Source organism: Desulfocucumis palustris (assembly GCF_002933875.1).
GTDB lineage: Bacteria > Bacillota > Desulfotomaculia > Desulfotomaculales > Desulfocucumaceae > Desulfocucumis > Desulfocucumis palustris.
Genome location: NZ_BFAV01000150.1, coordinates 1 through 22,552, shown reverse-complemented (window position 1 = coordinate 22,552; position 22,552 = coordinate 1). Strand labels below are relative to the sequence as shown.

Genomic DNA, 22,552 nt, shown 5'->3' with positions numbered 1-22,552 from the left:
TCCTTTTATAGATTAGCTGAATATTTTGCTTCATTTCGCAGAAGCCGCCGTATACCTTCCACGTCCCCCGGGGTAATGTCTGCAAATAGAAAAAAGTGTCTGCACTTGGAATATGCTTTGCCGTCAATTGTGAATGAAATTGGCCCGGCGCAACCGCCGCCATGATTTTTACAATTCTTGGATGCGGAAAGCAATGAAGCTTTACAATGCTCCGTGCAGTTTTCTAAAACATCGGAGTACTCTGCTATGTGAAATAATTTTGCACGGATAGAAAACCGCTGCCCGGTTATACGCAAAATGTAAAGTACACGTTTCGGCTTTGTGGCGATATATTCACATTTCCAATCCTCAGGCTTCTTTCCCACAGGTGAAATCTTTGCCGTATATCCAAGGGAAAGTGCTGTTTCATGCAGGCTGTTTACAATAGATTTATCCTCTGCCGGTAATAAAGAAATTATTCGGGATAAAACATTCTTTGACTCCATAAAGTCCTCGCTTTCCCCGGTTCATGTCTTCTTCGGGCGGGGCGGCAGACCAAGCCCCCTATAGCCATAGTCGTTCCTTTTTACCCGGACATAAAAGCAAACCGCCCATTGTATAAAAAAATATAAACTCAATATATCAGAAGGACCGGTAAAAGTAAAAGAACTGAAACCACTAAAACCACGAGGGTTCAAGCCCTTCCGCTTCATCAACCTTGTAAACAATCACTTGGTTTTTTTGATGAACGCCTTGCGGTAGCCCCCTTTTTCCAAATGAACGTCATCACACCGTTCATACATAAGCGGATTGCTTTTCAAATAGCCGCAGCATTTCATCGGGGGAATTGGTAGTTTCGGGTGGAGGCGGGGGGAGTCGAACCGACCGTGCTTTAAGGTATATTACAATGTAAGCTTTCGAAATTTTGGGGCATAACTATCCCAGCGGAGCCAATTTGCGGAGGTGAAAAGTTTGGCCAGGCACTACCGGGAAATACCTAAATGGAAATCTGTTTCCAAGGAAGACTGGAACAATTGGAAGTGGCAATTGGCAAACCGAATCACGAACCTGGAAGAATTGAATGAGATTATTCCTCTCTCTGAAGAGGAAAAAGAAGGAATTGCCCGCTCCCTGGGAACTCTCCGGATGGCAATAACACCCTACTATGCTTTGCTCATGGATCCCCAGGCTCCCGATGACCCCATCCGAAAGCAGGCAATACCTGTTTCCCTGGAACTGCAGGATGGGGATTCCGATCTGGAGGACCCGCTGCATGAGGATGTGGACTCTCCGGTACCAGGCTTGACCCATCGTTACCCGGATCGAGTTTTATTGCTGGTCACCGACCAGTGTTCCATGTATTGCCGGCATTGTACCAGAAGAAGGTTTGCCGGAACTCATGATGAAGTACGACCCCGGGAACAAATTGAGAAAGCTCTGGATTACATCAGGGCGCATTCAAATATCCGGGACGTAATACTTTCCGGAGGGGACAGCTTGTGTATCTCAGATGACCAGTTGGAAATGACACTACAACAACTCCGGGAAATCCCCCATGTGGAAATTATTCGTATCGGAACACGAACACCGGTGGTCATGCCCCAGAGGATTACACCGGAGTTGTGCCGGGTCATTAAAAAGTATCACCCGATTTGGCTGAATACCCATTTTAACCACCCCAGGGAACTGACCCGGGAATCGAAAAAAGCATGTGCCATGCTGGCCGATGCCGGCATTCCGTTAGGCAACCAGACAGTGCTCCTGCGAGGCGTAAATGACTGCCCTTATGTAATAAAAGATTTGATGCACAGGCTTCTGGAAAACAGAATTCGCCCTTATTATATCTACCAGTGCGATCTTTCCACCGGAATTGAACATTTTCGCACTTCGGTAGCCAAGGGAATTGAAATCATAGAAGTATTAAGAGGGCACACCTCCGGCCTGGCGGTGCCAACCTATGTAATAGATGCCCCCGGAGGAGGGGGTAAAATACCTGTTATGCCTCAATATCTAATATCCCAGTCCGATCAAAAAGTAATTCTAAGGAATTATGAAGGAGTGATTTCCGCCTACACTGAACCACTCCACAAGGACGATCCCTGCGATAACTGCCAGGAATGTCCCCGACTGAGGGATAAGGATCCCATTGGGCTGGAGAAACTTCTCGGCGGGAAAAAAATCAGCCTGGTTCCGGTGGGAAATGTACGAGCCCGCCGTACAAAGAACTGGGGGAACTGTGTTTAGGGATGTGATATCTTGTACAGCCAGCAACAGGTTTGTCATGCCGGACCCATGGGGACGGAGAAAATACTTGAAGAAGATTTTCAAATAGAAATCGGTTTAGACTTTGCCAACCAGAGATTGAAGGTTTTATCCTACCAGGCTGGTGATTATTTTTTACTGGCCGAACGGATTAAGGAGCTTGCCCGGGAAAAAAAACTGGGAAAAGTTTTATTTAACTCCAGGAAGGAAGGTTGCCCGGAGTTGGAGAGGGCCGGATTCGTCCCGGAAGGTACAATACCCGGATTCTTTAATGGAAAGGATGCCTGTTGCTATTCATATTTTATTGACTCTGCCAGGTTTCGGAGCCGCCACCTGGAGGAAGAGGATGGAATTCTTAAGGAAGTAACCGGGAACAAGGCCCCGGTAAAAAGTGGAGTAAAACTCCCTTCAGGATATAACTTAAGGGAGATCCGGGAAGATGATGTGGAAGGATTGGTAAGTCTGTATAGAAATATTTTCGCCTCCTATCCGAGCCCGTTATTTAATCCCGGCTATATACTGGATGTCATGAGGCAGCGGGTCTATTTCCTGGCTGTCTTTAAAAATAATGTCCCGGTTAGCGCCGGTTCGGCTGAGATGGATTTAATCAATCGAAATGCGGAGATTACGGATTTAGCCACTCACCCCGGTGCCAGGGGTATGGGGCTGGTAACTGCTATCATGAAAGCTCTGGAAACCGAAATGCGTGAACGCAAGCTGAACTGCCTTTACAGCCTGTCCCGGGCGGGAGTTCCCGGGGTTAACCGGGCCTTATACAAACTGGGTTATTCCTATAAGGGGCGTTTAATTAACAACTGCCACATTGGCGGCCGGTTTGAGGATATGAATATATGGGTTAAATCATCCCATTGTGCAAATTAGCGGCAAGCCACCGGCTTGCGGCTTATCGCTGGCATATGTAAAAGGTATAAACCATACAAATATGCAAAAAATATACCGCAGTAAATTGAATCCGACCAGGGGTGAAACAAATCTGTGAACGACAGAATTATGAATGGTTTCGTTGCGGGGATGGTAAGCGGTTTAATTGCTATGTTGTTAGATTGGCTTCTTACCAGTACTTTAAACTTTGGTTCTGTTAAATTCTCTCACTTCTCTGGTGCTATAGCATATGGCAGATTTCCCCATAGCTCGGCAGAGTATTTATTTGCCAATTTAGTTGCACTATTATTTTTATCATCTATGGGTGTGCTATTTGTACTTTTAAACGGAAACAGAATTACTAATTATTTTACTTTTAAAGCTGTTTTATTCTCTGAAATAATATGGTTTTTAGTGTATGGCATATTTGTATTATTTAAAGTTCCAGGTTTAGTGAAAATATCCTTAAATATAAGGATAGAACCTGCTTTTTGCGACGCATTTCTCTAAACATATAGACACCTTGCAAAGGCTCCGGGCTTGCCGGAAATAAACCGGTTGGTAAACTCGGCGCCATTGTCGGTTTATATGCCGGGTATTCCGTAGGTTAATAATGCCCATTGCATTGCTGCCTCCGATATAATCATGCCTTTAGCCTGGCGACAAGTTTATCATGGTCCCGCAGCACCAGTGATTTCTCTATTAATTCATTCATTACGTCTTCGTAAACAGGCCTGTACTGTTTTTTGAAATAAAAATCAATAGTTTCCGGATACCAGAAAGTGCTCATTATATATTCGAAAAAATCTTCGTAGGTGTATTCTGGTTTCATCAACAGGGTGTAAAGGAATATTTTTTTCAACAGGTCGCGCCCTATACGCTCCGGCTGTTCCATGAAGTATTCCAAACGCTTTTGGCATTGATAAATAGCTTCCCCGGCGTTATAAATTATACTTCCGTGACCGGGGTAAATGGTGCAAATATCCAACTTGGCTAACTTTTTAAGAGATTGCTGTTGTAAAAAAGTGGCGATGCCGCCTTCCACTCTGGTTGTTATAACGCCAAAATCTCCGTTCCATACCGCATCCGAGGATATTAAAAAACGGTGTTGAGGTGAATATAGAGAAATCATCCCGGAAGCATGGCCGGGAGTATGAATCACAATCAGTTCCAGCCCGTCCAGCAGGATTACGTCGTTGTCCTCAAGGCTGCGGCTGACAGGGAAGAAATCGGCTTCCTGGTCGTAATAGCGCCACCAGGTGTTCCAGTCGTTTTTTCCCTCAATATTGTAACGGTCAATGGAATGCATTGCTATTGCACAGCCTGACAGGTCGTGGATGGCTTTGTTGCCACCAATGTGGTCACAGTGACAGTGGGTGGAGATAATTAATTCCACTTTGGCAGGATCAAGCCCGGTCTGCCTGATCAGGTGAAAAGTTTCATCAAGATGCTTTTTGTACCCCGTGTCGATGAGTACTTTATTATTGCCGTTGAAAACAAAGTGGTTAGCATTTAGCCAGCCGCGCTCTACGAAATAAAAGTTGTCGACAATATTTTTAATCACTAGCTATCCCCGCCTTAGCCGGTTTTCCACTAAAACTTTAAACCAATGTTTGGCATAATTATTGTCGGACCATTTTTCATGGCCTTCCTTCAATTGGGAAGTTGGGTAATATAGATGTAAATCTTTCTTTATTAGGATCCCACTGAAAATAGGTCTATTCAAAATCATGAAGCTTTTTTAAGACTGTCCGCGAACGGGTATGAAAAAATTTACATACAATTCACTGTAATTTAACCAAAGATGACTTTTTCATTTTTCCGGAATAGGCTAAAATTATTTTAATTTAAATTAAGTTTAAAGCTTTAATTCGAGATAAAATCCAAAGCATTGGTTTCTGTTCACTCTATGGTGATCAGTAGTAAAATTGAAGCGGTTTGGTTTGCTTCCTTAAATCTGAAAGGGAAGGGATTAATTTGGCAAAGTTGACGATTCTCGATAATGAATTTGCTACTTTATGGTATCATACAGATACAAAAATTGTCCATCATCAAATTAAAATATATATATGGAAATCAATTGCAAGAACTGCTTAATAAAGGAACCGAGACATTGCAGCAAAATAAAGCGCAAAAGTGGTTATCGGACGATAGGAACAATAACGCTTTGACTCTAAAGGATCAAGAATGGGCAAATAATATCTGGTTCCCTAATACGGCGAAAGTTGGCTGGAAATATTAGGCACTGGTCCAGCCGGAAAAAGCCACCGGACAGCTAAATATGAAAAAACAGGCCAATATTGTCACAAATGGCGGGGTGACTGTCTGTACCTTTAATGATCCGATTGAGGCCATGAATTGGTTGGTAAAACAGTGAATCATTACGGCTGCATTTTTATTATGCGATGGTTTAAATCTCTCCTGAACCGTTGGCATTTTTGAACAGCCTGCTTACAGCAAATGGGTCCGTTATCTCAAAAGGCCGTGGTAACAGGGGGCAGCCCCATAACCCCGTTGGGACGGGCGGACAGGGTCTTCTGCCCCCACAACTGGAATAAGGCAACCGTGCTCCGACCCCCGCAATCCCCAATCAATTATTTCTGGTTATAGGATGGGAAATTTATGTTAAAAATCGTTCCCTTCCCCAATTGACTCGTGACATCTATGCTGCCGCCTTGTAACTGAACCAGCTTTTTCACAATCACCAACCCCAGGCCGCTCCCTTTTTCCTGCAGGTAACCGCCGCGCTGGTTCTTCACCTGGTAAAACCTGTCCCAAATGTGCGACAGGTCTTCGGGTGCTATACCAATACCATCATCCTCAATGGTCAGTACCACTTCACCCTGACGAACCTCCACCCCAACCCTGACGGTACCGTTCTCGGTGGCCCGGACAGCATTCTTCAGCAAGTTCCTGATAATCTGTTCCATTCGGTCGACATCACCGAGCACCACCGCTTTTTCTGTTTTCTTCTCGAATAGAATCGAGGTATTCTTGTTGCCGGCCATTCCCTCCATGGATATGACCACACCCTGGGCCAAGGTGATCAAGTCCATCGGCAGTTTTTCCACGGTGATATTGCCGCTTTCCAGGCGGCTTAACGCCAATATGTCATCTACCAGCCTGGTGATATGAATCGTTTGAGAATAAATCGTATCCAAGTACCTGTTCAGCAAAGCTTCATCCTGGACCATACCGTCGCGGATAGCCTCAACAAATCCCTGAACAGCAGTCAGAGGGGTACGTAACTCATGCGATATCTCCGCAAACAACTGGGCTCTTTCTTCTTCCATCCTGCGGCTTTCGGCATGCATCTCCTGCAGTCTCATCGCCAATTGGTTGAGCTGGCCGGCAAGGGCTTTAATTTCCTCCAGAGGCCGCTCCCCGGCGCTCAAAACATAATTCCCCCGGTTAAGCTCCGCCACGGCGGTAGCCAAACGGGAAACCGGCCTGGATATGGATAGGGCCAGGTAAGCGGAAATAAACATAAAGATCACCAGTATGGCCATTCCCCCGATAACCAGATATAAACGCATTTGATTTAAAGCATGATCGAGATTAACCGGATTCGTTTCCAGCAGAATGCCGTTTTCAATGACATCTTTGTTGTCATTGTTACCCATGGGGACAACGGCGGCAAAAATGAGCTGACCCGTTTCCCGATCAACAGTCCGGGCAATCGCGGTTTCACCCTTGTTGAGCAATTTGACGAATTTTTCATCCACCCGGTTACCGGGCACCACTTCCTGCTCCGCCGAGGTGTCCATAATATTTCCTTGCCTGTCAAAGACCGTAATCCTGGTTTCGAAGATATCGGCCAAAAATTGCAGCATTTCCTGTCTATCCCCAGCCTGAGCATTTGTTTGCCAGGCAGGTGGGGGCCCCCATGCCTGGTCCTTCTGCTGGAGCAAGGCAAAGTTTACACGCTTGGCCTCGCGCAACAGCTCCTGTTGGACCTGATCATAGGCTATTTGTTTCACTACATAGCCGGAAAACATCGTCAGGGCAATCAGACTGAAAACAAAGGTTATTATATTGGTAAACAGTATCCTGGTATGAATATTTTTGTTAAATTGCTCCCGCAGCAAGCGCTTGAGCATAAGGAAGAGCCTGCCTGCAGCGCGGATCAACAAATGAAGACTTTCTCTGCCCTGTTGGAGATAAGAATTCACAATGTGGTCTCTCCCTCCTTGACAGGAGGTGTAAACTGGTATCCCACACCCCAGACAGTTGTCAGGTATTCATGGGGCAAGGATGCCAGCTTTGTCCTCAGCCTGCGAATATGTACATCAACCGTACGCTGGTCACCGAAGTAATCATATCCCCAGACAGCCGTTAACAGTTCTTGCCTGGTGAAAACCCGCCGGGGATTCTGAGCCAGGTAATAGAGCAAATCGAATTCTCTGGGAGTAACTTCCGTTTCTTTACCGTCAACCAATACACTCCTGATATCGGCCTGAATTTCCAGCCCCGGGTATTTCATTTTCCAGTTGGTTGACGTATCAACCGGTTGGGTACGGCGCAGTACCGCTTTTATTCTGGCTACCAGCTCCCTGGGGCTGAAAGGTTTGGCAACATAGTCATCAGCTCCCATTTCCAGTCCCAGAACACGGTCCGCTTCTTCTCCTTTGGCTGTAAGCATGATGATGGGAATCATGCGGATCGCCCTTAAATTGCGACATAGCGTAAGCCCGTCCTTACCCGGAAGCATGATATCCAGTATTACCACATCAGGATTCTCCCGGTCGAATGCGGGCAGGACCAGATCACCGTTGCTTATCCCGGTGATTTCAAAACCTTCCCTTTCACCATACAACTTGATAAGTTCCATTACGGTTTGGTCGTCATCAACTACCAAAACCTTGCCCAAATACGGCATTGTTTCCCCCTTAGCGATCTTTCAAATTTACTACTCGATGTCTGGTGAACAAGCTCACATTACTCACCAGGCGTCTTTTTGATTTCCCGCACCAATATGGTTGCCCGGCCCCACCGGAAGCTAAATAAGCTAAACAACAAACAACCCGCCAGAGAAGCGGGTATGTTAGACAGCAGCCGGTTAAACAATCGATGGAGCAGTTTATATTCAACATATTATCCAGCAACTTAATTTATTGTATAAAGTTGTTAGCCTTAATAATTATATCACACCAGACTGCCGGGGGCAAAAGAATTTCTTTTTTGGGCTTCACGCCTGTTTCCCCCCTCCCGGAGATTTCATCAAGCCATCCTTAATTATATTATAGGCAATTATACCGGAGGAATGCTAACTGGCTTTTAACAACCCTTACAATATATTACGAAAATATTACTAAGAGTTAATGGGTGCTTTGGGAAATTCTCTGTAATATTTATTAATATTCTCGAAAAATATTTAAATATCTCGCAAAAGTTAAGAGACATAAGCCATGGCCCCCGGCGGCTATTGCCATTGTGCGGACGGCCAACCCGGGAACTTCCAAGGCACCAAGTTTCCGCCGGCGAGTTCTGACACGCTTCCACTGCTTCCAAAGGCACATACGCAAGCGACGGCGAATCCATCCGTCATCTTTCCGCTCATTCACCCGCCCATGTCTACTGCCCTGACCTTGGCGGCTTTGGACTTCGTTGTGTCTTGGCAACTCATCCGGCCAGAACAGCCTCAAACTGGGTTCGTGCACCTCGGGTCAAGCGTTTGGTCTCAGGCTTCCTTCAGATTCCGCGACGGACCCCCTTGCCTTTGGCTAACGGTAGATGCTCGCCAGCCCCCGCTCAGGACCTTCACCCCAGAGATAACGCCCATGCCGGGTGTACAAGAAATACCAACGATTGCCGGCTATCCGGGAACCGTTGGTATTTTTATTGCCTGTAACAATTGTTCATAATCTCGCAAAACATGTTCATTTTTCAGCAAACATTGGGTCATATTCTTTCAGTATAATTAACCTGCAAGGAGGTGCATAGGTTAGACATATTTCATTATATGAACACGAAAGTGGACAAGCTTTTCTTTTAAATCTCATATTCGGCAAACTGACCGAAAGGCAATAGCATGGAGACTTAATGTAATGGATTTCTATTAAAGAAAGGATAGAATAAATGTGCAGTTTGCTATAGCATTAATTGTTTTTGTTTTTATCTTAGGTGTTTATGAACAAATAAATCATAATAAAAAATTAAACCTGATCAATCTTAGAATTAATATAAATGGCACAAGAGGTAAATCAACTGCAACAAGATTAATTACCGGTATTTTAAAGGAAGCAGGAGTTAAGGTTGTTGGAAAAACAACGGGAACCAGTGCGAGAATTATTTATTGGAACAAGGAGGAAGAAGAACCAATCAAACGAGGCCGTCTAGGCCCCAATATTATAGAACAAAAAGCTGTCGTTAAAAAAGCAGTCAAGCTTGGCGCATCTGCATTTGTAACAGAGTGTATGGCTGTAAATCCCGATTACCAGATTATTTTTCAGGAAAAGCTTGTTAAAGCAAATATAGGCGTTATTGTTAATGTTCGTGAAGACCATATGGATTTGTGCGGCCCGACTTTGGATTTTATTGCAGAGTCCTTTACAGCTACAATACCCAAAAACGGAACCCTTATTATTGATGATAGCAGTTATAATGACTATTTTGCTAAAGAAGCAAAAAAAAGAAACTGCCGGATATTAATTGCCAATAAAAAAGAAATCCCGGATGACTATTTGGAGAATTTTGGGTATGTGATTTTCCCGGAAAATGTAGCTATTGCGCTGGCTGTTGCTAAAGCAATAAACATTGACAAAGATACTGCGTTAAGGGGAATGCTAAACGCTAACCCTGATCCGGGAGCATTAATGATCCATTGCTTAGACAATAAAAGCCCTACATATTTTGTCAATGGCTTTGCCGCCAATGATCCAAATTCCACACGAATGATTTGGGATCATATAACAGCTCTTGGTTATCCAACAAAAAATCCCATGGTAATTGTAAATTGCAGGCCTGATAGGGTTGACAGGACATTACAGCTGGCAGAAGAGGTCTTACCAAACATGGATATTGATATTCTTGTTGCAATGGGTCAGACAGTAAATCCAGTCACCGAAGGAGTAAATAGTAAAAAAATATCTCCTCAGAAATACATAAATGCTGAAGGTTTGTCTCCCCATGAGGTTTATAAAACAATTAAGGATTCTTTTAAAAACAGAGTAATTTTTGGCATTGGAAACATTCACGGTGGTGGTGATGAATTGGTTGAATTGATAATTCACGACTTCCCCACTGAATTAAGAACTCGCTGCAATCTGAAAACGAATCAAGTGCCACAAGTAATTTAGCTGAATAAATTCGGAAACTCTATTTTAAAAATGTTGCCTTGCCATCGCGAGGGGTTGATAGCGACGTGGCGATTTCACAGGATAAAGTGGGGGTAACAGCCGGAGATTTCTTCGCTGACGCTCGCAATGACAATCCTTTGAAGTTTCCAAAATTACTCTGGCTATTATAAGAGGAGGGTGAATAGTTGCTTGTTACGGCTATTGGCACAGTTATAATTTTGGGTGTGATTTTGAGCCTGCTATTTACGGAAATTACCGGAATCTTACCTGCGGGTCTGGTCGTACCAGGATATTTAGTTTTACTTATAAAACTGCCCCAGGCTATATTTTTAACATTCTTTATTAGCATCTTGACTTATTTAATAGTGGATTTCGGAGTGAGCAAAATTACAATTCTATACGGCAAAAGAAAATTTGTAGCTATGATAGCGGTGGCAGTGGTGTTACAGCTTATTATGTATGCAATATTGCCCTTCGATTATCGTTATATCTCCGGATTGGCAGCAGTTGGTATTGTTGTGCCCGGATTGTTAGCAAACACAATTCAGCGTCAAGGTATAGCAACAACATTTTTAAGCACTGGATTGCTGTGTGCAATGACTTATGGTTGCACATTACTGTTAAAAGTCAATATATGAGAAAGGAGGTGTAAAATGAACACTTCATACGGGCTAATAAATAACAAACATTACATGAACACATCAGAACCTATCATAGAAAAGAGTAAGCATGAAGCTGTTACAGTTTTTAATACGCTAACGTTGAAAGAAAAATGCCTGTATCTCGTTAAGATCAGCAAGAGAAATACCAGTTATCAAGCACTTGGGCTAATGGGGTTAACTCTGCTGATTATTGCCGCGGATTATCTATTACTGTGATTCATTTAAGAAAGGAGCAGTAAAAAAGTATGAAAAAACAATCGTTCAAAATTCTGGCTTTGGTTATGTTGTTGACATTTGGAATTAGTATAAGCGCATATGCCTTCACAACAGGCTATCGTAGTTTTGTTGAATTAGCCGCAGCTGAAGACCCTTCAGACTATACTATTAAAACTAATGATATTGGAAGCGATACAACAATTTTAGCTATACATGGAGGCGGTATTGAAAGAGGCACTTCAGAATTAGTTGAGGCATTGAACGGATACGGTGAATATAACACTTATTCATTTGAAGGACTTAAAGCGGCTGATAATGGGAGCCTTTTTATGCGGGCTATCAATTTTGACGAGCCAACAGCTGTCAGTTTAGTTAATAAATCAGATTACACTGTTTCTGTTATCGGAGCTGCCGGCGATGACGAAGTTACTTATATTGGCGGTCAGAATAAGTTGCTGGCAGAATTAATCAGATTACATCTTACTGCCAAAGGATATAATGTAAAAACTTTAGGTATTTCTGATCGCATTGCCGGGGTTATGAACAGCAATATAGTGAATGAGAATAAATTGTTTAATGACAGTTATCAGCTTGGCGGCGTTCAGATCGCTATTTCCAAAGGTTTAAGAGATAAACTCGCAACTGATTCCAGTAGCCTAAACGGTTATTCAGGCGCCATCAATAACGCGCTAAGCGAAAGCTGGCCAACAATAGTTGAGCTCATGAAGAAAATTAATAATAATAAACCTGAAGGGTTTTTAAATAAGTTTAACCCTGAAAAGCGCAACTTCGATAAGAAAATCCAAAAAGTGTTAGAAAAAGGTGCAAAGAATCCCAAGGAATTAATTGAAGATGTTAAAGTAGTATCAGAAGAGTAACCTGAAAAAATACTGTTTATAAAGATAAAAGGCCGACAGGCTACTTTTGGTAGCTTGTCAGCCTTTTATTTTTATTATGTTTACATATTGTTGACTGCCTCACTTATTGCGAGAACATAGCTGTTCAAGCTATGCTTATTTGTCGACAAAAATTTTGTCCTTAAGCCCTCTGATATTTCTAGCTGTACTCCCCGTTCGTCTATATCTCTATTCACTATGTTATCTGGCGATATACCGGCCAGATCCTTCGGAGTATCTTTCACAGTAAAACCATGCTTAGTCAGAGATTCTTTTATTCTGTTTGCCAATTCAGTGTCCCGGCCTCCGATATATGTGAATTCTTTTTCACCGTCACACCCGTGGATTGATAATGTCTTTTTAGATTTAGAAACCATTTGCAATGCAACTGATTCACCGAATTTATCTGAAGGAACATGTAACGCAAAATTATCTGTGCTTTTTAAACCCAGAAATGAATAATAGTTGTAATTATTATGGGAAGCTAAGGCATAAGCTAATTCAGTGGTACCTTTTTCAATTTTACCTCCATGGATTGCCACGACTGTAACATTAGAATCTGTTTCATTAACTTCAATTTCATAATCAATAGCTTTTTGAGAATATAATAAATTTTTTAATTCATCAAGTTCATTTTTTTGTTCTTTTATATTTTCATTTGCAATATCTAATTGTTTTTTAAGTGTTTTATTCTGAGCTTCCAATTTTACGCCTTCGTATTTTACATAACTTGAATAACCTATCAATAAAAAGAATAATAAAGCAAATACCTTAATTATTGTAACATGCTTTCTTATGTTCATCTCTTTTCTCCTTTTAGTACTATTTTAACACCCACAGGTATCTGAGACTCGAAAGCTTTTTTAATTGTATCACACCAGGTAGGAAAAATATATCGAACCTTCCGTTGTATCCTGAGGATATGTAATGCTGTTGTTAGCGGTAAGATAAAATACAGCAAAGACGGCCACATAAAATATAGCAATTTCGTCCACTAATACAGCACCCTGGTCGGAAGAAATTACCGGCTTAAACATAGGGAACGGATATTTTAATAATAGAAAATAATTTCCAGTTATAAAGTTGGTCAAGTGATGTATTCCGAAAATGCTGTATTTTTATTGACCGCTAACAGCCGCTTAAAAATCATTATCGAGGGTAACAAGAGTCTCGCTTTAAAGAAAAAAGGCCCTTGTTAGAGGGCCTTCCTGGTCACTTTAATCCGACTACTCATTGATTTTCATATCGTCTTGCTCCAAAATAGCGTGGAGTCCAATAACTATCTGAGATATTAAGATCACGAATTGCTACGCCTTCAGATTTTGTTACGATGATAAACTGCCCATTTCCGATATACAATCCTGGTAGCAGTACCTTGCCGGAGCCTTGGAAGAATAGAACATCTCCAATTTTTAAATCTTCCCTTTCTATTTCTTTTCCTAAAGCCCATTGTTGAGATGAATATCTTGGTAGATCAATATCTAGACCTGCTTTCATAACGTATTGTATAAACTCGGAGTAATCAAAGCCTTCTTTTGTATTTCCTCCTGCTAAGTAAGGTACACCCAGGGTTTTATATGCCTCTTCAACGACTTTAGAATCCAGCCGCAAACTAAGCGAGTCAAAGCGCTTTACCACTGCAAGGCGGCCCAACCAATATGACCCTAAATAGCTGATTGTAGTCATACCTTCGTCGCCAGAGGCATGAATTATATAATTATTTCCTAGATAAATGGCAGCATGTGATATTCCTTCCTGTGATTCTCCTTTAAAATAAATCACGTCTCCCGGGTGCATGTTTTCAAAATCGATAGTTTCGCCTACTTCACATTGTTTATAAGTTATACGAGGTAAATAAATTTTTTTAGCATCTCTAAAAACTGTCTGGACTAAATAAGAACAGTCAAAACCATCAGTTGTCTCGCCGCCTAACAAATAAGGAGTTCCTATATATTTCATTGCTTCTCGAATAACTGAATTATCATTTTCTCTGTAATTTTCAGGCTGAGAATAATATATATCAGCCGCCGTTACTCGTTTTGCACCTACATATATATCTGACCAGTACTCACTCTCAATATCCCTTTCCGCAACTCCTTCTGTGGTCTGAACTATAAACATACCATTTCCTTTATAAATACCAGGTATAAGACTGCTTCCCTGGAAAAACACCAGGTCACCTGCCTGAAGCTCTTCTTTAGGAATGGATTCGCCTATTTCATAGATCCTATCGGAAAAGACAGATAGTTGTATGTTGAGGGTATCTTTAAAAACATAACGTACAAAACTAGTCGTATTAAAGCCTTCGGCTGGTAAATTCCCTTCCGGATTATAGGGTGTTCCAAGCAAATCCATAGCCTTTTCTACAATTGGATTACTTACGACACCTTCCTCAATAATATTGCTAGTGAACCGTCTTGCTCCCAGCAACCTGGATTTCCAATAATTACTTGTTTCGAGATCTACTATAGCAACCCCATTAGTTGTAACAATAACAAAAATACCATTGTCTATATAAATTCCTGGTAATCGTACACTGCTGCCTTGAAAGAATAGTACATCACCAGATTTAATATCAGCCGGATCCACTTCCATACCTACTTGCCATTGTTCGTTCGATGTTCTGGGAAAATCCAGTTTGTTTACTTCACTAAAAACGTATTGTACAAAGCCTGAATGATCAAAGCCATTTGTATCATTACCTCCAAGTTCATAAGGAGATCCTACTAATTCAAGGGCTTTTACGGCTACAGGATTTAATTCATCAGCTATATTTGTGTAGCGCCTTGCACTTTTATACCGATCCCTCCAATAGGAATCTTCTACTATATTCCGTTTTACTACGCCTTCATTAGTCGCTGCAACGATAATGATATTGTCGCCTTTATATATTGCCGGTATTAGGTTGTTGCTTCCAGTAAAGAAAAGAACATCTCCAGGCTGTATTTCACTACGTTCTATAGGTTCACCCAGTTTCCATAACTGTGAAGGCGAGCCAGGGAGGACTATATTTTCTCCCTCTCTAAATATATACTGAATAAACCCGGTGCTATTAAATCCTTCCTCCGGTGTATTTCCCCCTTGTTCAAAGGGTTCGCCTATTAAACTTTCTGCAAGTAAAACCGTTTGAATTTCTGTCTCATTATTATAACCATAGGACGGGCTTGTAACAGTTAACAGGATTAATAGGATTAACCATATTACATTTAATTTTTTAGATTGGTTCATTTTAAAATCCACCTACTTTATCTCGCTTGTCGCAGCTAAGACTCCCGCATCAAACATTACTTGCGCTGCAAGATCTTGTTGGTTTGGCATTTTATTGGTGTTTTTCATATTTAAAGCATTCGCGATTTCATTATTGAATTCCTCCTGTAAAACTTCCTGTATAAGCAATTTAAAACGCGAGATAATGCTTTTCATACCGGTTAATTATGGGGGCAGTGTTCATTTTTAAACCGGTGATTTTGTTCAATTTTAAACTGGTGTTGACAGCAATAAATTATAATGTAAAAAATGCCAGGGAAAGGGGTTTTACATGTTTAAAAGTTTGAAGGTCAGGCTGGGTTTTGCCATAGTGTCTTTATTAATTATCAGCGTAGGGATTACTACATTAATCACTGTTAAGGCTATGAACAAATTGGTAGAAAGTGGCACTAGTGCTATACAAAGCATTAGCTCCAGCCTGCAAAGTGTTGCCGCAGGTTCTCAGGAACAATCTGCGGCCGTTGAGGAGATAAGCAATGCATTTGAGCAAATGAAGCATATGGCGGATACCTTGGAAAGTTTTGTAGACGCCTTCAAAATCGAGTCTGTCAACAGCTAAGGCACTTTTATCTTCAGATGCATAGGGGGTCAGGCTTGAATGGATCTAGGCCTGGCAAATATCTGACGGTAAAATTGCCCTGATTCTTTGCTGACCCGACCGGTTTTTACCAGTGCTGCTTAAAGAGTGACCGGATACCGCTGTGCTTTTGGTGTCGAGGGGACGGGGTTGTTGACAATATCTCAATCTTAAAGCATTGATTAGCAAAAGCTTTGCAGCATAGCTGATAAAAATTAAAGAAAGCAGAGGTTATTACCCCCTGCTAAGCCTTTGCCATTCCTGTGAGCGTGTGCGGTTATCCATACAGCAACATTCCCTCTTGCGCTATTTGTCGCTCAAGGGTGGGGGTGGATTTGCGTTGATTAAACTTATTTCTTTTGCTGACGATCACATCCACAGGCATTGTTTTTTTATCACGAATTACTCTGTGGATCAACTTCATTGCATCAATTTCTCGAATATTTGCATTCTCCGGTATCACTATATAAATATCTAAGTCTGAATCAGCATGCGGTGTACCGTTTGCATAGGAACCGAACAGGAATATCTGCTCCACGGGAATGGTGTCCACTATGATATCTTTGAGGATGTTCAACTCATCCCGGATTCGTTTTTCCATATCGGCACCTCCATCTATTTTCAGTATATCCCGGCAGTTTCAGTATTACCACCTATCGTAGATATAACTATTATATCATAATTTTTGGAAAAAATTGAGGAATCCATTCGCATAAAAATTTTCTAAAATAATCCATCGTTCTCTGTGGCCCTGACTTGGCCGGAAAGCCTTACCCAGCGGGCCTTCGTCGGCACTTAGTCACTCTTTTGACAGTCTTCAGGCTACTACGACAGATAGTAGCTGGTAGCCAAGTCGACTCGCAGTTGCGCATCGAAGACCTACAACGGCAAAAAAGGAGATGGATGTAGAGATAAAGCGCATCCAGGACGGTGAAGAGCCCTTACTGGATGAGACGGCCCTGAAGGATCGCTTTCAGCAGTTAGCGACCACGGCCCGGGAGCTTTTGAGCGATTTCCGCGAAGTGGAGGAAAACTTCCGGTTGCCGGACCGCACCACACGGGACCAAGGGCGGATCTTTTGAAATCGGTTTTCGGCGAGCGCGATACCATCGCGGATTCCGACCAGGGCAAAAGTTTCCGCGCCTTCTGGGATTTCTTAATGGATCCGTATCGGCAGGATGAAACCCCGGCTCGCTACTCCTGCCATCCATAGAATGTCTTTTCCACCGCCGATTTGGCCTATTGACTTGACGGGTATATCCAGAAAAGCTGATAACCTCTCCCGCCACTGGTCCATAAGCTATTTTCTATGTACCAGTACAAGGGTATTTACTTTACGGGCGGCAATTATCCAGGTAGCAGCAACTGCTTTACCAAAGGCTGTTGTGGCAGACAGGATACCATTGTCATGAGCCAGCAATGCTTTGACAGCAGCTTGCTGAAATGGGTTTAGTTCCCCATTGAAGACCGCGTCAATTGTAACACCCTGATAGCGTTCATCTCTCATTTTTAACTTTACTTTGAGGCCTTTTAATAACTCCTCTATATCATCAAGACATCCCCTGGGTAATCCAATATACTTAGGATAATCTTCAGCACATCCAATTACCCTGGGTTTTCCGAATGTAGGCAAGCGCATGGCCTGGGCTTTATAGAACTCGGGATTCTGAAAGGCGGCTAATCGTGTTAGGCGGTTGATTAAGGCCGGAGGAAGTTTGTCTTTTTCAATATAAATCAGATTGCTAGTGACAATTGATACTGCTTTAGGCAAAGGCCCAGTAATAGGTCTTTCTATCTTTTTTCCAGAAGGCGGGACGGTCCATGGGTCTTCCCCATATATAGAGACAGTAATCACTTTATGACGGTAATTTTTCGTTGAAAAATTTTTATAAAAACACTGAATCGTTTATCTCCTGGAAGAGTCTTACTATTAGGAGAAAGTTTTTAGGCAGTATAAATAAGCTGCATGTTTTGAGTAAACTGAAGAGTCTTACTGGGGGGTGCGTTATAGTTTATGAGTAATAAAAACCAGCTAGCAGCCTGAACATTTATTAACAGGTAATCCCAATTTCAGCTATATGCCGGTTTTACTGTATGTTGCAACACCAATATATTGTGGTATCTGCATGTCAAAAAGTAATTCTCAGACAGACTGCTAGTGACAAAGACTAAATAGGATCTATTGCCATTCTAGTTAGGATCATGTCGAGTATTAATGAATATTGTCGTAATGTTTTTATTTGCTTTACTTAGTTAATATGATATTATATGTAAACATAATTAGACATATATGGATGATACAAGTGTAATTGGTATATAAAGTCTTAAAATATTTAATGTTTGATTAGATTCTATGAGAGGAGATGAGACCATTGAGCCAATTATCCCGCGATCCCCTGCAAAAAAGTAATAGTGGATTTGGCAGACAACCGGGTACAGAGCTGACAACCGCGTACCCCGTGTATTTGCTGCCCATAACCACTATTACAAGTCTATTTAATCATTTTTTTTGGTATTTATCAATTTCAAAAAAAGATTTTAATAAAAATTAAAGGAGCAAAAATATTATGTTTAAAAGTAAGCTGTTAATATTTGTAGTTTTTATTTTGATTGCTGCATTATTTATTACTCCTGCATCTATGGCCGCCTCTGATTCTAATGGTGTGAGTTTGAAATTAGACAAAGATGAAGTCTTAGTTTTCCAAGCAGATGAAATAACAGACGATAGTATACTTCTTGAACGCGCCAAAAACGGAATTTGTGATGGTCCTGCATTTGATGCTAAGGCTACTTTAACAAAAGATGGGGTTGAGAAAAATTCCGATAAAATCAAAGTTTATTTTACAGTCCAAAAATTACAATCAAAAAAGAATTCAAAAACTGATAAAACTACAGATTTATATAAACAGACTTCTTATGCTATAATTCCCCTCTCAGCATTAGCTTACGATCCTGATACTGATTCTGATTGGGATCAAACAGGTGCGATCAAGGCAACCAGTTCTATCTATTATGAAGGAAGTAGCTGCTATCTTGATTCAAAGACAAGAAACGGCTTCAGGATAACGAAAATTGCTGGTGTCTGGAATAGATATGACAGTACCGTAACCTGGAAAAACTCTAAAATTGGATTCTGGCAACAAGCTTTTTATTCTTTTAAGTCGGATTGTAGTTCCAATCTTTCACGAACATTAGGTTATGATGAAGCTAAACCTTCGAGTGGAATTCCAACAAGTGGTACTACTTATAATATGAATCCCTCTAATCCCAATGGATACTATTTTACTAATGATTCAGGAGACCAAAATAGGGCTAATATGAAAATTGATCTTGTTCGTAGTGGTAATACATGGAACTTTATGTTTGCAAATTTTTTACGAGATAGTCAACCGTAAGATACACTTTTTTGCACCCTGGTCTATCCCAGGGTGCTGTTTCATAATAAAAATTATAGAGGATAAGTTTTATGTATAATATTCTTTTATCTGCCATATTTAGTATTTTACTATTATCACCTTCTTCCAGTACAGACATAATAATGCATATAAATACAAATCTAGACACCCATAATAGAATTATAGTATCGAAAGAATTAACAGATATTATAAAAAATAACAGAGATAATCTATATATATTAGATATAAGGAAATCAGAAGATTTTCAAGCGGGTCATATTCCTGGAGCAATTAATCATTTATGGAATGGCATTGAAACTACTCAAAAAACATTGCCAAAAGATAAAATAATAGTAGTATATTGCTACACTGGAAAAACAGCAAATAAGCTGGTAGAGATTCTATCTAATCAAGGTTACAATGTTTTTTCTTTAGAGGGAGGGTGGTTAAAAGGATGGATACCTTTCATCTATAACACCAATTGCAAACATACTTGAAGAACCAAAGCAAAAAGCTAGTTTAGCTTTTAAAATTTCAAGGGAGAGTTGTAATTGAATAATAAAAAAATAATAAGTTATATGTTTGGATTTATTTTTATGAATTTTATAATTGTTAGTACATATATTGGTGCATATTTTGATGCATGGCTTTTTAAATATAGTGGTGCAACATACACAATCTATCCATATTCTGTCTATAAAGTCATGTATACAATAATAATTGGGCTACTATTAGGTATGCCAGGTTTTTTGGGTTTGGTGCGCACGGATGGTATGTGGAGTTATGATTGGCTAAAGCTAATTTTTTATGGTGCACCTTTATTTTATGTTGCAATCAGTCCACTTGTATTTATTATTCCGTATCTAAAATATCCATTTGGCTTAGCTATTTTTAATTATTCATTGGTACAACAGTTGAGTGGTGTTATATTAGGGTATTTGGCAATAAGTCTTATTAAAAAAAGGCAAAGAGATTTAGAATAGTTAAGTTCCTACTTTGTCTAAGGAATCCCTAGTTATCTTTGTTACACATTTGTAGAATGATTTAAATGCATATAACGACGGATATATCTTTGGATTTGATTTCTGCTGCACTAAGATTCAACTCCTTGACTATCTCCTCCATCTTTCTGTTTTATACCAAAACGGAAAAAAAGTAGGGTTTAATTATCCAGGCGGACTACATGTTTATTTGCCATTCTGGCTGCCGGTCGGTTGCTGGTAAATAGCTAATCCGTAATAAAAAAGTTGTCCGGGGTGATCTGGCTATGGCCATCGGCTATATAGTAATAACTGTATAAACGTAATAATGTCTTTACTGTTATTATTGCTTAGAATGTTTATTAATGCTTTATCTATATATAAGATTACCGATTATGTATATACGTGGGTTACACTTAGCCATATTATGTAAAGCAAATAGGTAATGGAGCGGAGAATTGTTCATTAGCTGGAAATGTCTTGCTATTTGGTGGCTGGTTGTCGGAGATAAACTAAAGTGTGCAAGGTGTATACATGGTGGCTGTTAAAATCCTATTAGGCTGGATCTATGCCGTCTGAAGGCAGAGAGGTTTGAAGATCGGTATGATTCTGCCTATGGATAATATCTCTTCTCTAAGGGTTGTTCCTGGCTGTGTGGAGGTTTGTGTTATGCTTTGCTTGTCCGATAACTTTAAGGTAGCTAAAGAAGATTATAGGTAATTTATACCTAAACGTAATAGCATTAATAGCAATTATAACTGTTATTACTATTATCACTGCTTAGAATGCATATTAATGTTTTATATGTCTATATAGTATTTCCGATTGTGTGTATACGGGGTATGCAATTAGCCAATTTTTAGTAGAATGGATAATAAAAAATGCCGGGGCGAATTGCTGCTCCGGCATTTATTGGTTTTATCGTACAAAGTAGGGGAGGGGTTTAGATTTTTTTTGTTTCAGCTTAATAACCCGCTTATTCTGTTGAACGAGCTTCGAAACGGGGGAGGCTTTTAAATGCTGCTCTTTAATATCTTCATCTGCCATAGCCACATACCTTTTTGTCATGTTCATATCAGCGTGGCCAAGGGTTTTCTGTAAAGCAAAGGAATTTCCACCATTTCTTAAAAATTCTAATGCAAAAGTATGCCGTAGCTGATAAGGGTAAAAGTTAACACCCAATTTTTCACCATATTTGCTAACCCGTTTATACCACCCATTGCCATTTAGTTTCTGTCCGTCACAGGTGCAGAAAACCGGAATATTTTCACTCCATACTGGCGACCTGTTGTTTAATAGTTTTTGTATTGCTTTAGCGGTGAGAGGGCTAATGGGCAATGTACGGGCAATTCTTGTTTTTGCGTTCTCGGCTCTGATGTAAACCTCTAATGAATCTAAGTTTATGTCGGAAATGAGTAATGATAAAGCCTCTTTCGGCCTTATACCCGTATCAAGCTGGATTAGCAGCAGGGCGTAATCTCGCAGTCCGGGAAAAGTTTTCTGGTTAGGCATAGATAATAATTTTCTAAGAGCATTTCAGTCTATCTGCACAATCCGTTCATCAGCCTTCCGCCTTTTAAAGCTTTTCATGGGATTTTCTGCTAGAATTCCCTCATTAACACACCATTCAAAAAAAGTTTTCAAGTATACGAGCTTGTTGTTGTAATAAGCTGGCTTTACGTCTAAAGACATGTGCTCAATAATATTTTTTTTGAAGCTTCTAAGATTAGAAAAAGATGAATCCGGAAAACGCTTAAAAAAAAGTCTTATATGGTTGCTGTAATCCCTAATCGTTCGCTCTGATCGACCTTCCGCTTTTTTCCATAGCAAGTATTCCTTTAGATAATTTTCCCAGGTCATTTTTTTGTGTGAAACTAATTTAACAACTCTTTTCCGGCAATTAACCGACATGAAAAAACACCCCTTGTTTTTTACTTAACAGAGGTGTTCGAATGACAAAATATTGTGGTTTTGGGTCATACGAACACAGCATTTTTTACTGTGCCAAAAAACCCTGAAACCCTTGGTATTACTGAATATTTTGGTGGAGGCGGGGGGAGTCGAACCCACCGTCCGAAAGAACGACCACAGGAGTCTCTCCGAGCGCAGACTATGCTTTAAATTTCGCCCCGTTGGCG

At 40.8% G+C, this 22,552-nt stretch carries 18 protein-coding genes, 1 other RNA gene and 2 pseudogenes; 11 read left to right on the top strand and 10 right to left on the bottom strand.

Annotated features, from left to right (window positions below; translation table 11 throughout):
* Positions 1 to 5 precede the first annotated feature (5 nt).
* Entirely contained in the window at positions 6 to 485 is a 480-nt protein-coding gene (locus tag DCCM_RS13410) for a hypothetical protein (RefSeq protein WP_104372893.1), read from the bottom strand.
* A gap of 466 nt (positions 486 to 951) precedes the next feature.
* On the opposite strand from DCCM_RS13410, the gene kamA reads away from it, so the two are divergent.
* From kamA to DCCM_RS13395, 3 genes are all read left to right on the top strand, one after another.
* Positions 952 to 2,223 (top strand): lysine 2,3-aminomutase, encoded by a 1,272-nt coding sequence (gene kamA, locus DCCM_RS13405; protein WP_104372892.1) that lies wholly within the window; start codon positions 952 to 954, stop codon positions 2,221 to 2,223.
* 12 nt (positions 2,224 to 2,235) lie between these two features.
* Positions 2,236 to 3,123, top strand: a complete 888-nt coding sequence (gene ablB, locus DCCM_RS13400) for a putative beta-lysine N-acetyltransferase (protein ID WP_104372891.1) — start codon at positions 2,236 to 2,238, stop codon at positions 3,121 to 3,123.
* 114 nt (positions 3,124 to 3,237) lie between these two features.
* Positions 3,238 to 3,633 (top strand): hypothetical protein, encoded by a 396-nt coding sequence (locus tag DCCM_RS13395; protein WP_104372890.1) that lies wholly within the window; start codon positions 3,238 to 3,240, stop codon positions 3,631 to 3,633.
* 133 nt (positions 3,634 to 3,766) lie between these two features.
* Here DCCM_RS13395 and DCCM_RS13390 read toward each other — a convergent pair whose 3' ends face one another.
* The 3 genes from DCCM_RS13390 to DCCM_RS13370 form a co-directional block, all read right to left on the bottom strand.
* On the bottom strand, positions 3,767 to 4,687 hold the full coding sequence (locus DCCM_RS13390; protein WP_104372889.1) for an MBL fold metallo-hydrolase: 921 nt from the start codon (positions 4,685 to 4,687) through the stop codon (positions 3,767 to 3,769).
* Between the two features lie 1,030 nt (positions 4,688 to 5,717).
* Positions 5,718 to 7,223: a sensor histidine kinase gene (locus tag DCCM_RS13375; RefSeq protein WP_104373013.1), complete on the bottom strand. Its 1,506-nt coding sequence runs from the start codon at positions 7,221 to 7,223 to the stop codon at positions 5,718 to 5,720.
* Between the two features lie 68 nt (positions 7,224 to 7,291).
* Positions 7,292 to 8,002: a response regulator gene (locus DCCM_RS13370; RefSeq protein ID WP_104372886.1), complete on the bottom strand. Its 711-nt coding sequence runs from the start codon at positions 8,000 to 8,002 to the stop codon at positions 7,292 to 7,294.
* A 1,201-nt stretch (positions 8,003 to 9,203) separates the two neighbouring features.
* On the opposite strand from DCCM_RS13370, the gene pgsB reads away from it, so the two are divergent.
* From pgsB to DCCM_RS13345, 3 genes are all read left to right on the top strand, one after another.
* Positions 9,204 to 10,421, top strand: a complete 1,218-nt coding sequence (gene pgsB / locus DCCM_RS13360; RefSeq protein WP_104372885.1) for a poly-gamma-glutamate synthase PgsB — start codon at positions 9,204 to 9,206, stop codon at positions 10,419 to 10,421.
* Positions 10,422 to 10,606: 185 nt separating this feature from the next.
* The gene (pgsC, locus tag DCCM_RS13355) at positions 10,607 to 11,059 is read left to right on the top strand and encodes a poly-gamma-glutamate biosynthesis protein PgsC (RefSeq protein WP_104372884.1); all 453 of its coding nucleotides are present in this window, start codon (positions 10,607 to 10,609) and stop codon (positions 11,057 to 11,059) included.
* 269 nt (positions 11,060 to 11,328) lie between these two features.
* Positions 11,329 to 12,177, top strand: coding sequence for a poly-gamma-glutamate hydrolase family protein (locus DCCM_RS13345; protein WP_104372883.1), 849 nt, complete (start codon positions 11,329 to 11,331; stop codon positions 12,175 to 12,177).
* 80 nt (positions 12,178 to 12,257) lie between these two features.
* Here DCCM_RS13345 and DCCM_RS13340 read toward each other — a convergent pair whose 3' ends face one another.
* Positions 12,258 to 12,998 carry a poly-gamma-glutamate hydrolase family protein gene (locus tag DCCM_RS13340; protein ID WP_104372882.1) on the bottom strand — a complete coding sequence of 247 codons (741 nt, stop codon included), beginning with the start codon at positions 12,996 to 12,998 and terminating at the stop codon, positions 12,258 to 12,260.
* Between the two features lie 427 nt (positions 12,999 to 13,425).
* Positions 13,426 to 15,423 (bottom strand): C40 family peptidase, encoded by a 1,998-nt coding sequence (locus DCCM_RS13330; protein WP_104372880.1) that lies wholly within the window; start codon positions 15,421 to 15,423, stop codon positions 13,426 to 13,428.
* 310 nt (positions 15,424 to 15,733) lie between these two features.
* Here DCCM_RS13330 and DCCM_RS13325 point away from each other — a divergent pair, with 310 nt between their 5' ends.
* A complete protein-coding gene (locus DCCM_RS13325; RefSeq protein ID WP_104372879.1) occupies positions 15,734 to 16,021 on the top strand; it encodes a hypothetical protein in 288 nt (95 codons plus the stop codon).
* Between the two features lie 295 nt (positions 16,022 to 16,316).
* Here DCCM_RS13325 and DCCM_RS13320 read toward each other — a convergent pair whose 3' ends face one another.
* Complete coding sequence (locus DCCM_RS13320; protein WP_104372878.1) at positions 16,317 to 16,640, bottom strand: nucleotidyltransferase domain-containing protein; 324 nt, start codon at positions 16,638 to 16,640, stop codon at positions 16,317 to 16,319.
* A gap of 298 nt (positions 16,641 to 16,938) precedes the next feature.
* Between DCCM_RS13320 and DCCM_RS19750 the strand changes: the two are divergent.
* Positions 16,939 to 17,252: pseudogene (locus DCCM_RS19750) on the top strand (DUF3375 family protein).
* Between the two features lie 87 nt (positions 17,253 to 17,339).
* Here the strand turns inward: DCCM_RS19750 and DCCM_RS13310 are convergent.
* Positions 17,340 to 17,810, bottom strand: a complete 471-nt coding sequence (locus tag DCCM_RS13310) for a hypothetical protein (RefSeq protein WP_104372877.1) — start codon at positions 17,808 to 17,810, stop codon at positions 17,340 to 17,342.
* Between the two features lie 796 nt (positions 17,811 to 18,606).
* Between DCCM_RS13310 and DCCM_RS13300 the strand changes: the two genes are divergently transcribed.
* The 3 genes from DCCM_RS13300 to DCCM_RS13290 all read left to right on the top strand — a co-directional run bounded on the left by DCCM_RS13300 (position 18,607) and on the right by DCCM_RS13290 (position 20,417).
* On the top strand, positions 18,607 to 19,434 hold the full coding sequence (locus DCCM_RS13300) for a hypothetical protein (RefSeq protein ID WP_104372875.1): 828 nt from the start codon (positions 18,607 to 18,609) through the stop codon (positions 19,432 to 19,434).
* Between the two features lie 71 nt (positions 19,435 to 19,505).
* Positions 19,506 to 19,931, top strand: a complete 426-nt coding sequence (locus DCCM_RS13295) for a rhodanese-like domain-containing protein (RefSeq protein ID WP_104372874.1) — start codon at positions 19,506 to 19,508, stop codon at positions 19,929 to 19,931.
* Positions 19,932 to 19,985: 54 nt separating this feature from the next.
* Positions 19,986 to 20,417 (top strand): hypothetical protein, encoded by a 432-nt coding sequence (locus DCCM_RS13290; protein ID WP_104372873.1) that lies wholly within the window; start codon positions 19,986 to 19,988, stop codon positions 20,415 to 20,417.
* 915 nt (positions 20,418 to 21,332) lie between these two features.
* Here DCCM_RS13290 and DCCM_RS19305 read toward each other — a convergent pair.
* Both DCCM_RS19305 and ssrA read right to left on the bottom strand, forming a co-directional pair.
* Positions 21,333 to 21,929 (bottom strand): annotated as a pseudogene (locus DCCM_RS19305) (tyrosine-type recombinase/integrase); the annotation flags it as partial.
* A 527-nt stretch (positions 21,930 to 22,456) separates the two neighbouring features.
* Positions 22,457 to 22,552, bottom strand: a transfer-messenger RNA (tmRNA) gene (ssrA, locus tag DCCM_RS19840); the annotation flags it as partial.

What these genes read in the sequence shown, in the direction of transcription:
- DCCM_RS13410 (WP_104372893.1), bottom strand. Translation starts at nt 485, where the DNA reads ATGGAGTCAAAGAATGTTTTATCCCGAATAATTTCTTTATTACCGGCA.
- DCCM_RS13345 (WP_104372883.1), top strand. Translation starts at nt 11,329, where the DNA reads ATGAAAAAACAATCGTTCAAAATTCTGGCTTTGGTTATGTTGTTGACA.
- DCCM_RS13325 (WP_104372879.1), top strand. Translation starts at nt 15,734, where the DNA reads ATGTTTAAAAGTTTGAAGGTCAGGCTGGGTTTTGCCATAGTGTCTTTA.
- DCCM_RS13330 (WP_104372880.1), bottom strand. Translation starts at nt 15,423, where the DNA reads ATGAACCAATCTAAAAAATTAAATGTAATATGGTTAATCCTATTAATC.
- DCCM_RS13300 (WP_104372875.1), top strand. Translation starts at nt 18,607, where the DNA reads ATGTTTAAAAGTAAGCTGTTAATATTTGTAGTTTTTATTTTGATTGCT.
- DCCM_RS13295 (WP_104372874.1), top strand. Translation starts at nt 19,506, where the DNA reads ATGTATAATATTCTTTTATCTGCCATATTTAGTATTTTACTATTATCA.
- DCCM_RS13340 (WP_104372882.1), bottom strand. Translation starts at nt 12,998, where the DNA reads ATGAACATAAGAAAGCATGTTACAATAATTAAGGTATTTGCTTTATTA.
- DCCM_RS13320 (WP_104372878.1), bottom strand. Translation starts at nt 16,640, where the DNA reads ATGGAAAAACGAATCCGGGATGAGTTGAACATCCTCAAAGATATCATA.
- DCCM_RS13370 (WP_104372886.1), bottom strand. Translation starts at nt 8,002, where the DNA reads ATGCCGTATTTGGGCAAGGTTTTGGTAGTTGATGACGACCAAACCGTA.
- DCCM_RS13375 (WP_104373013.1), bottom strand. Translation starts at nt 7,223, where the DNA reads ATGCTCAAGCGCTTGCTGCGGGAGCAATTTAACAAAAATATTCATACC.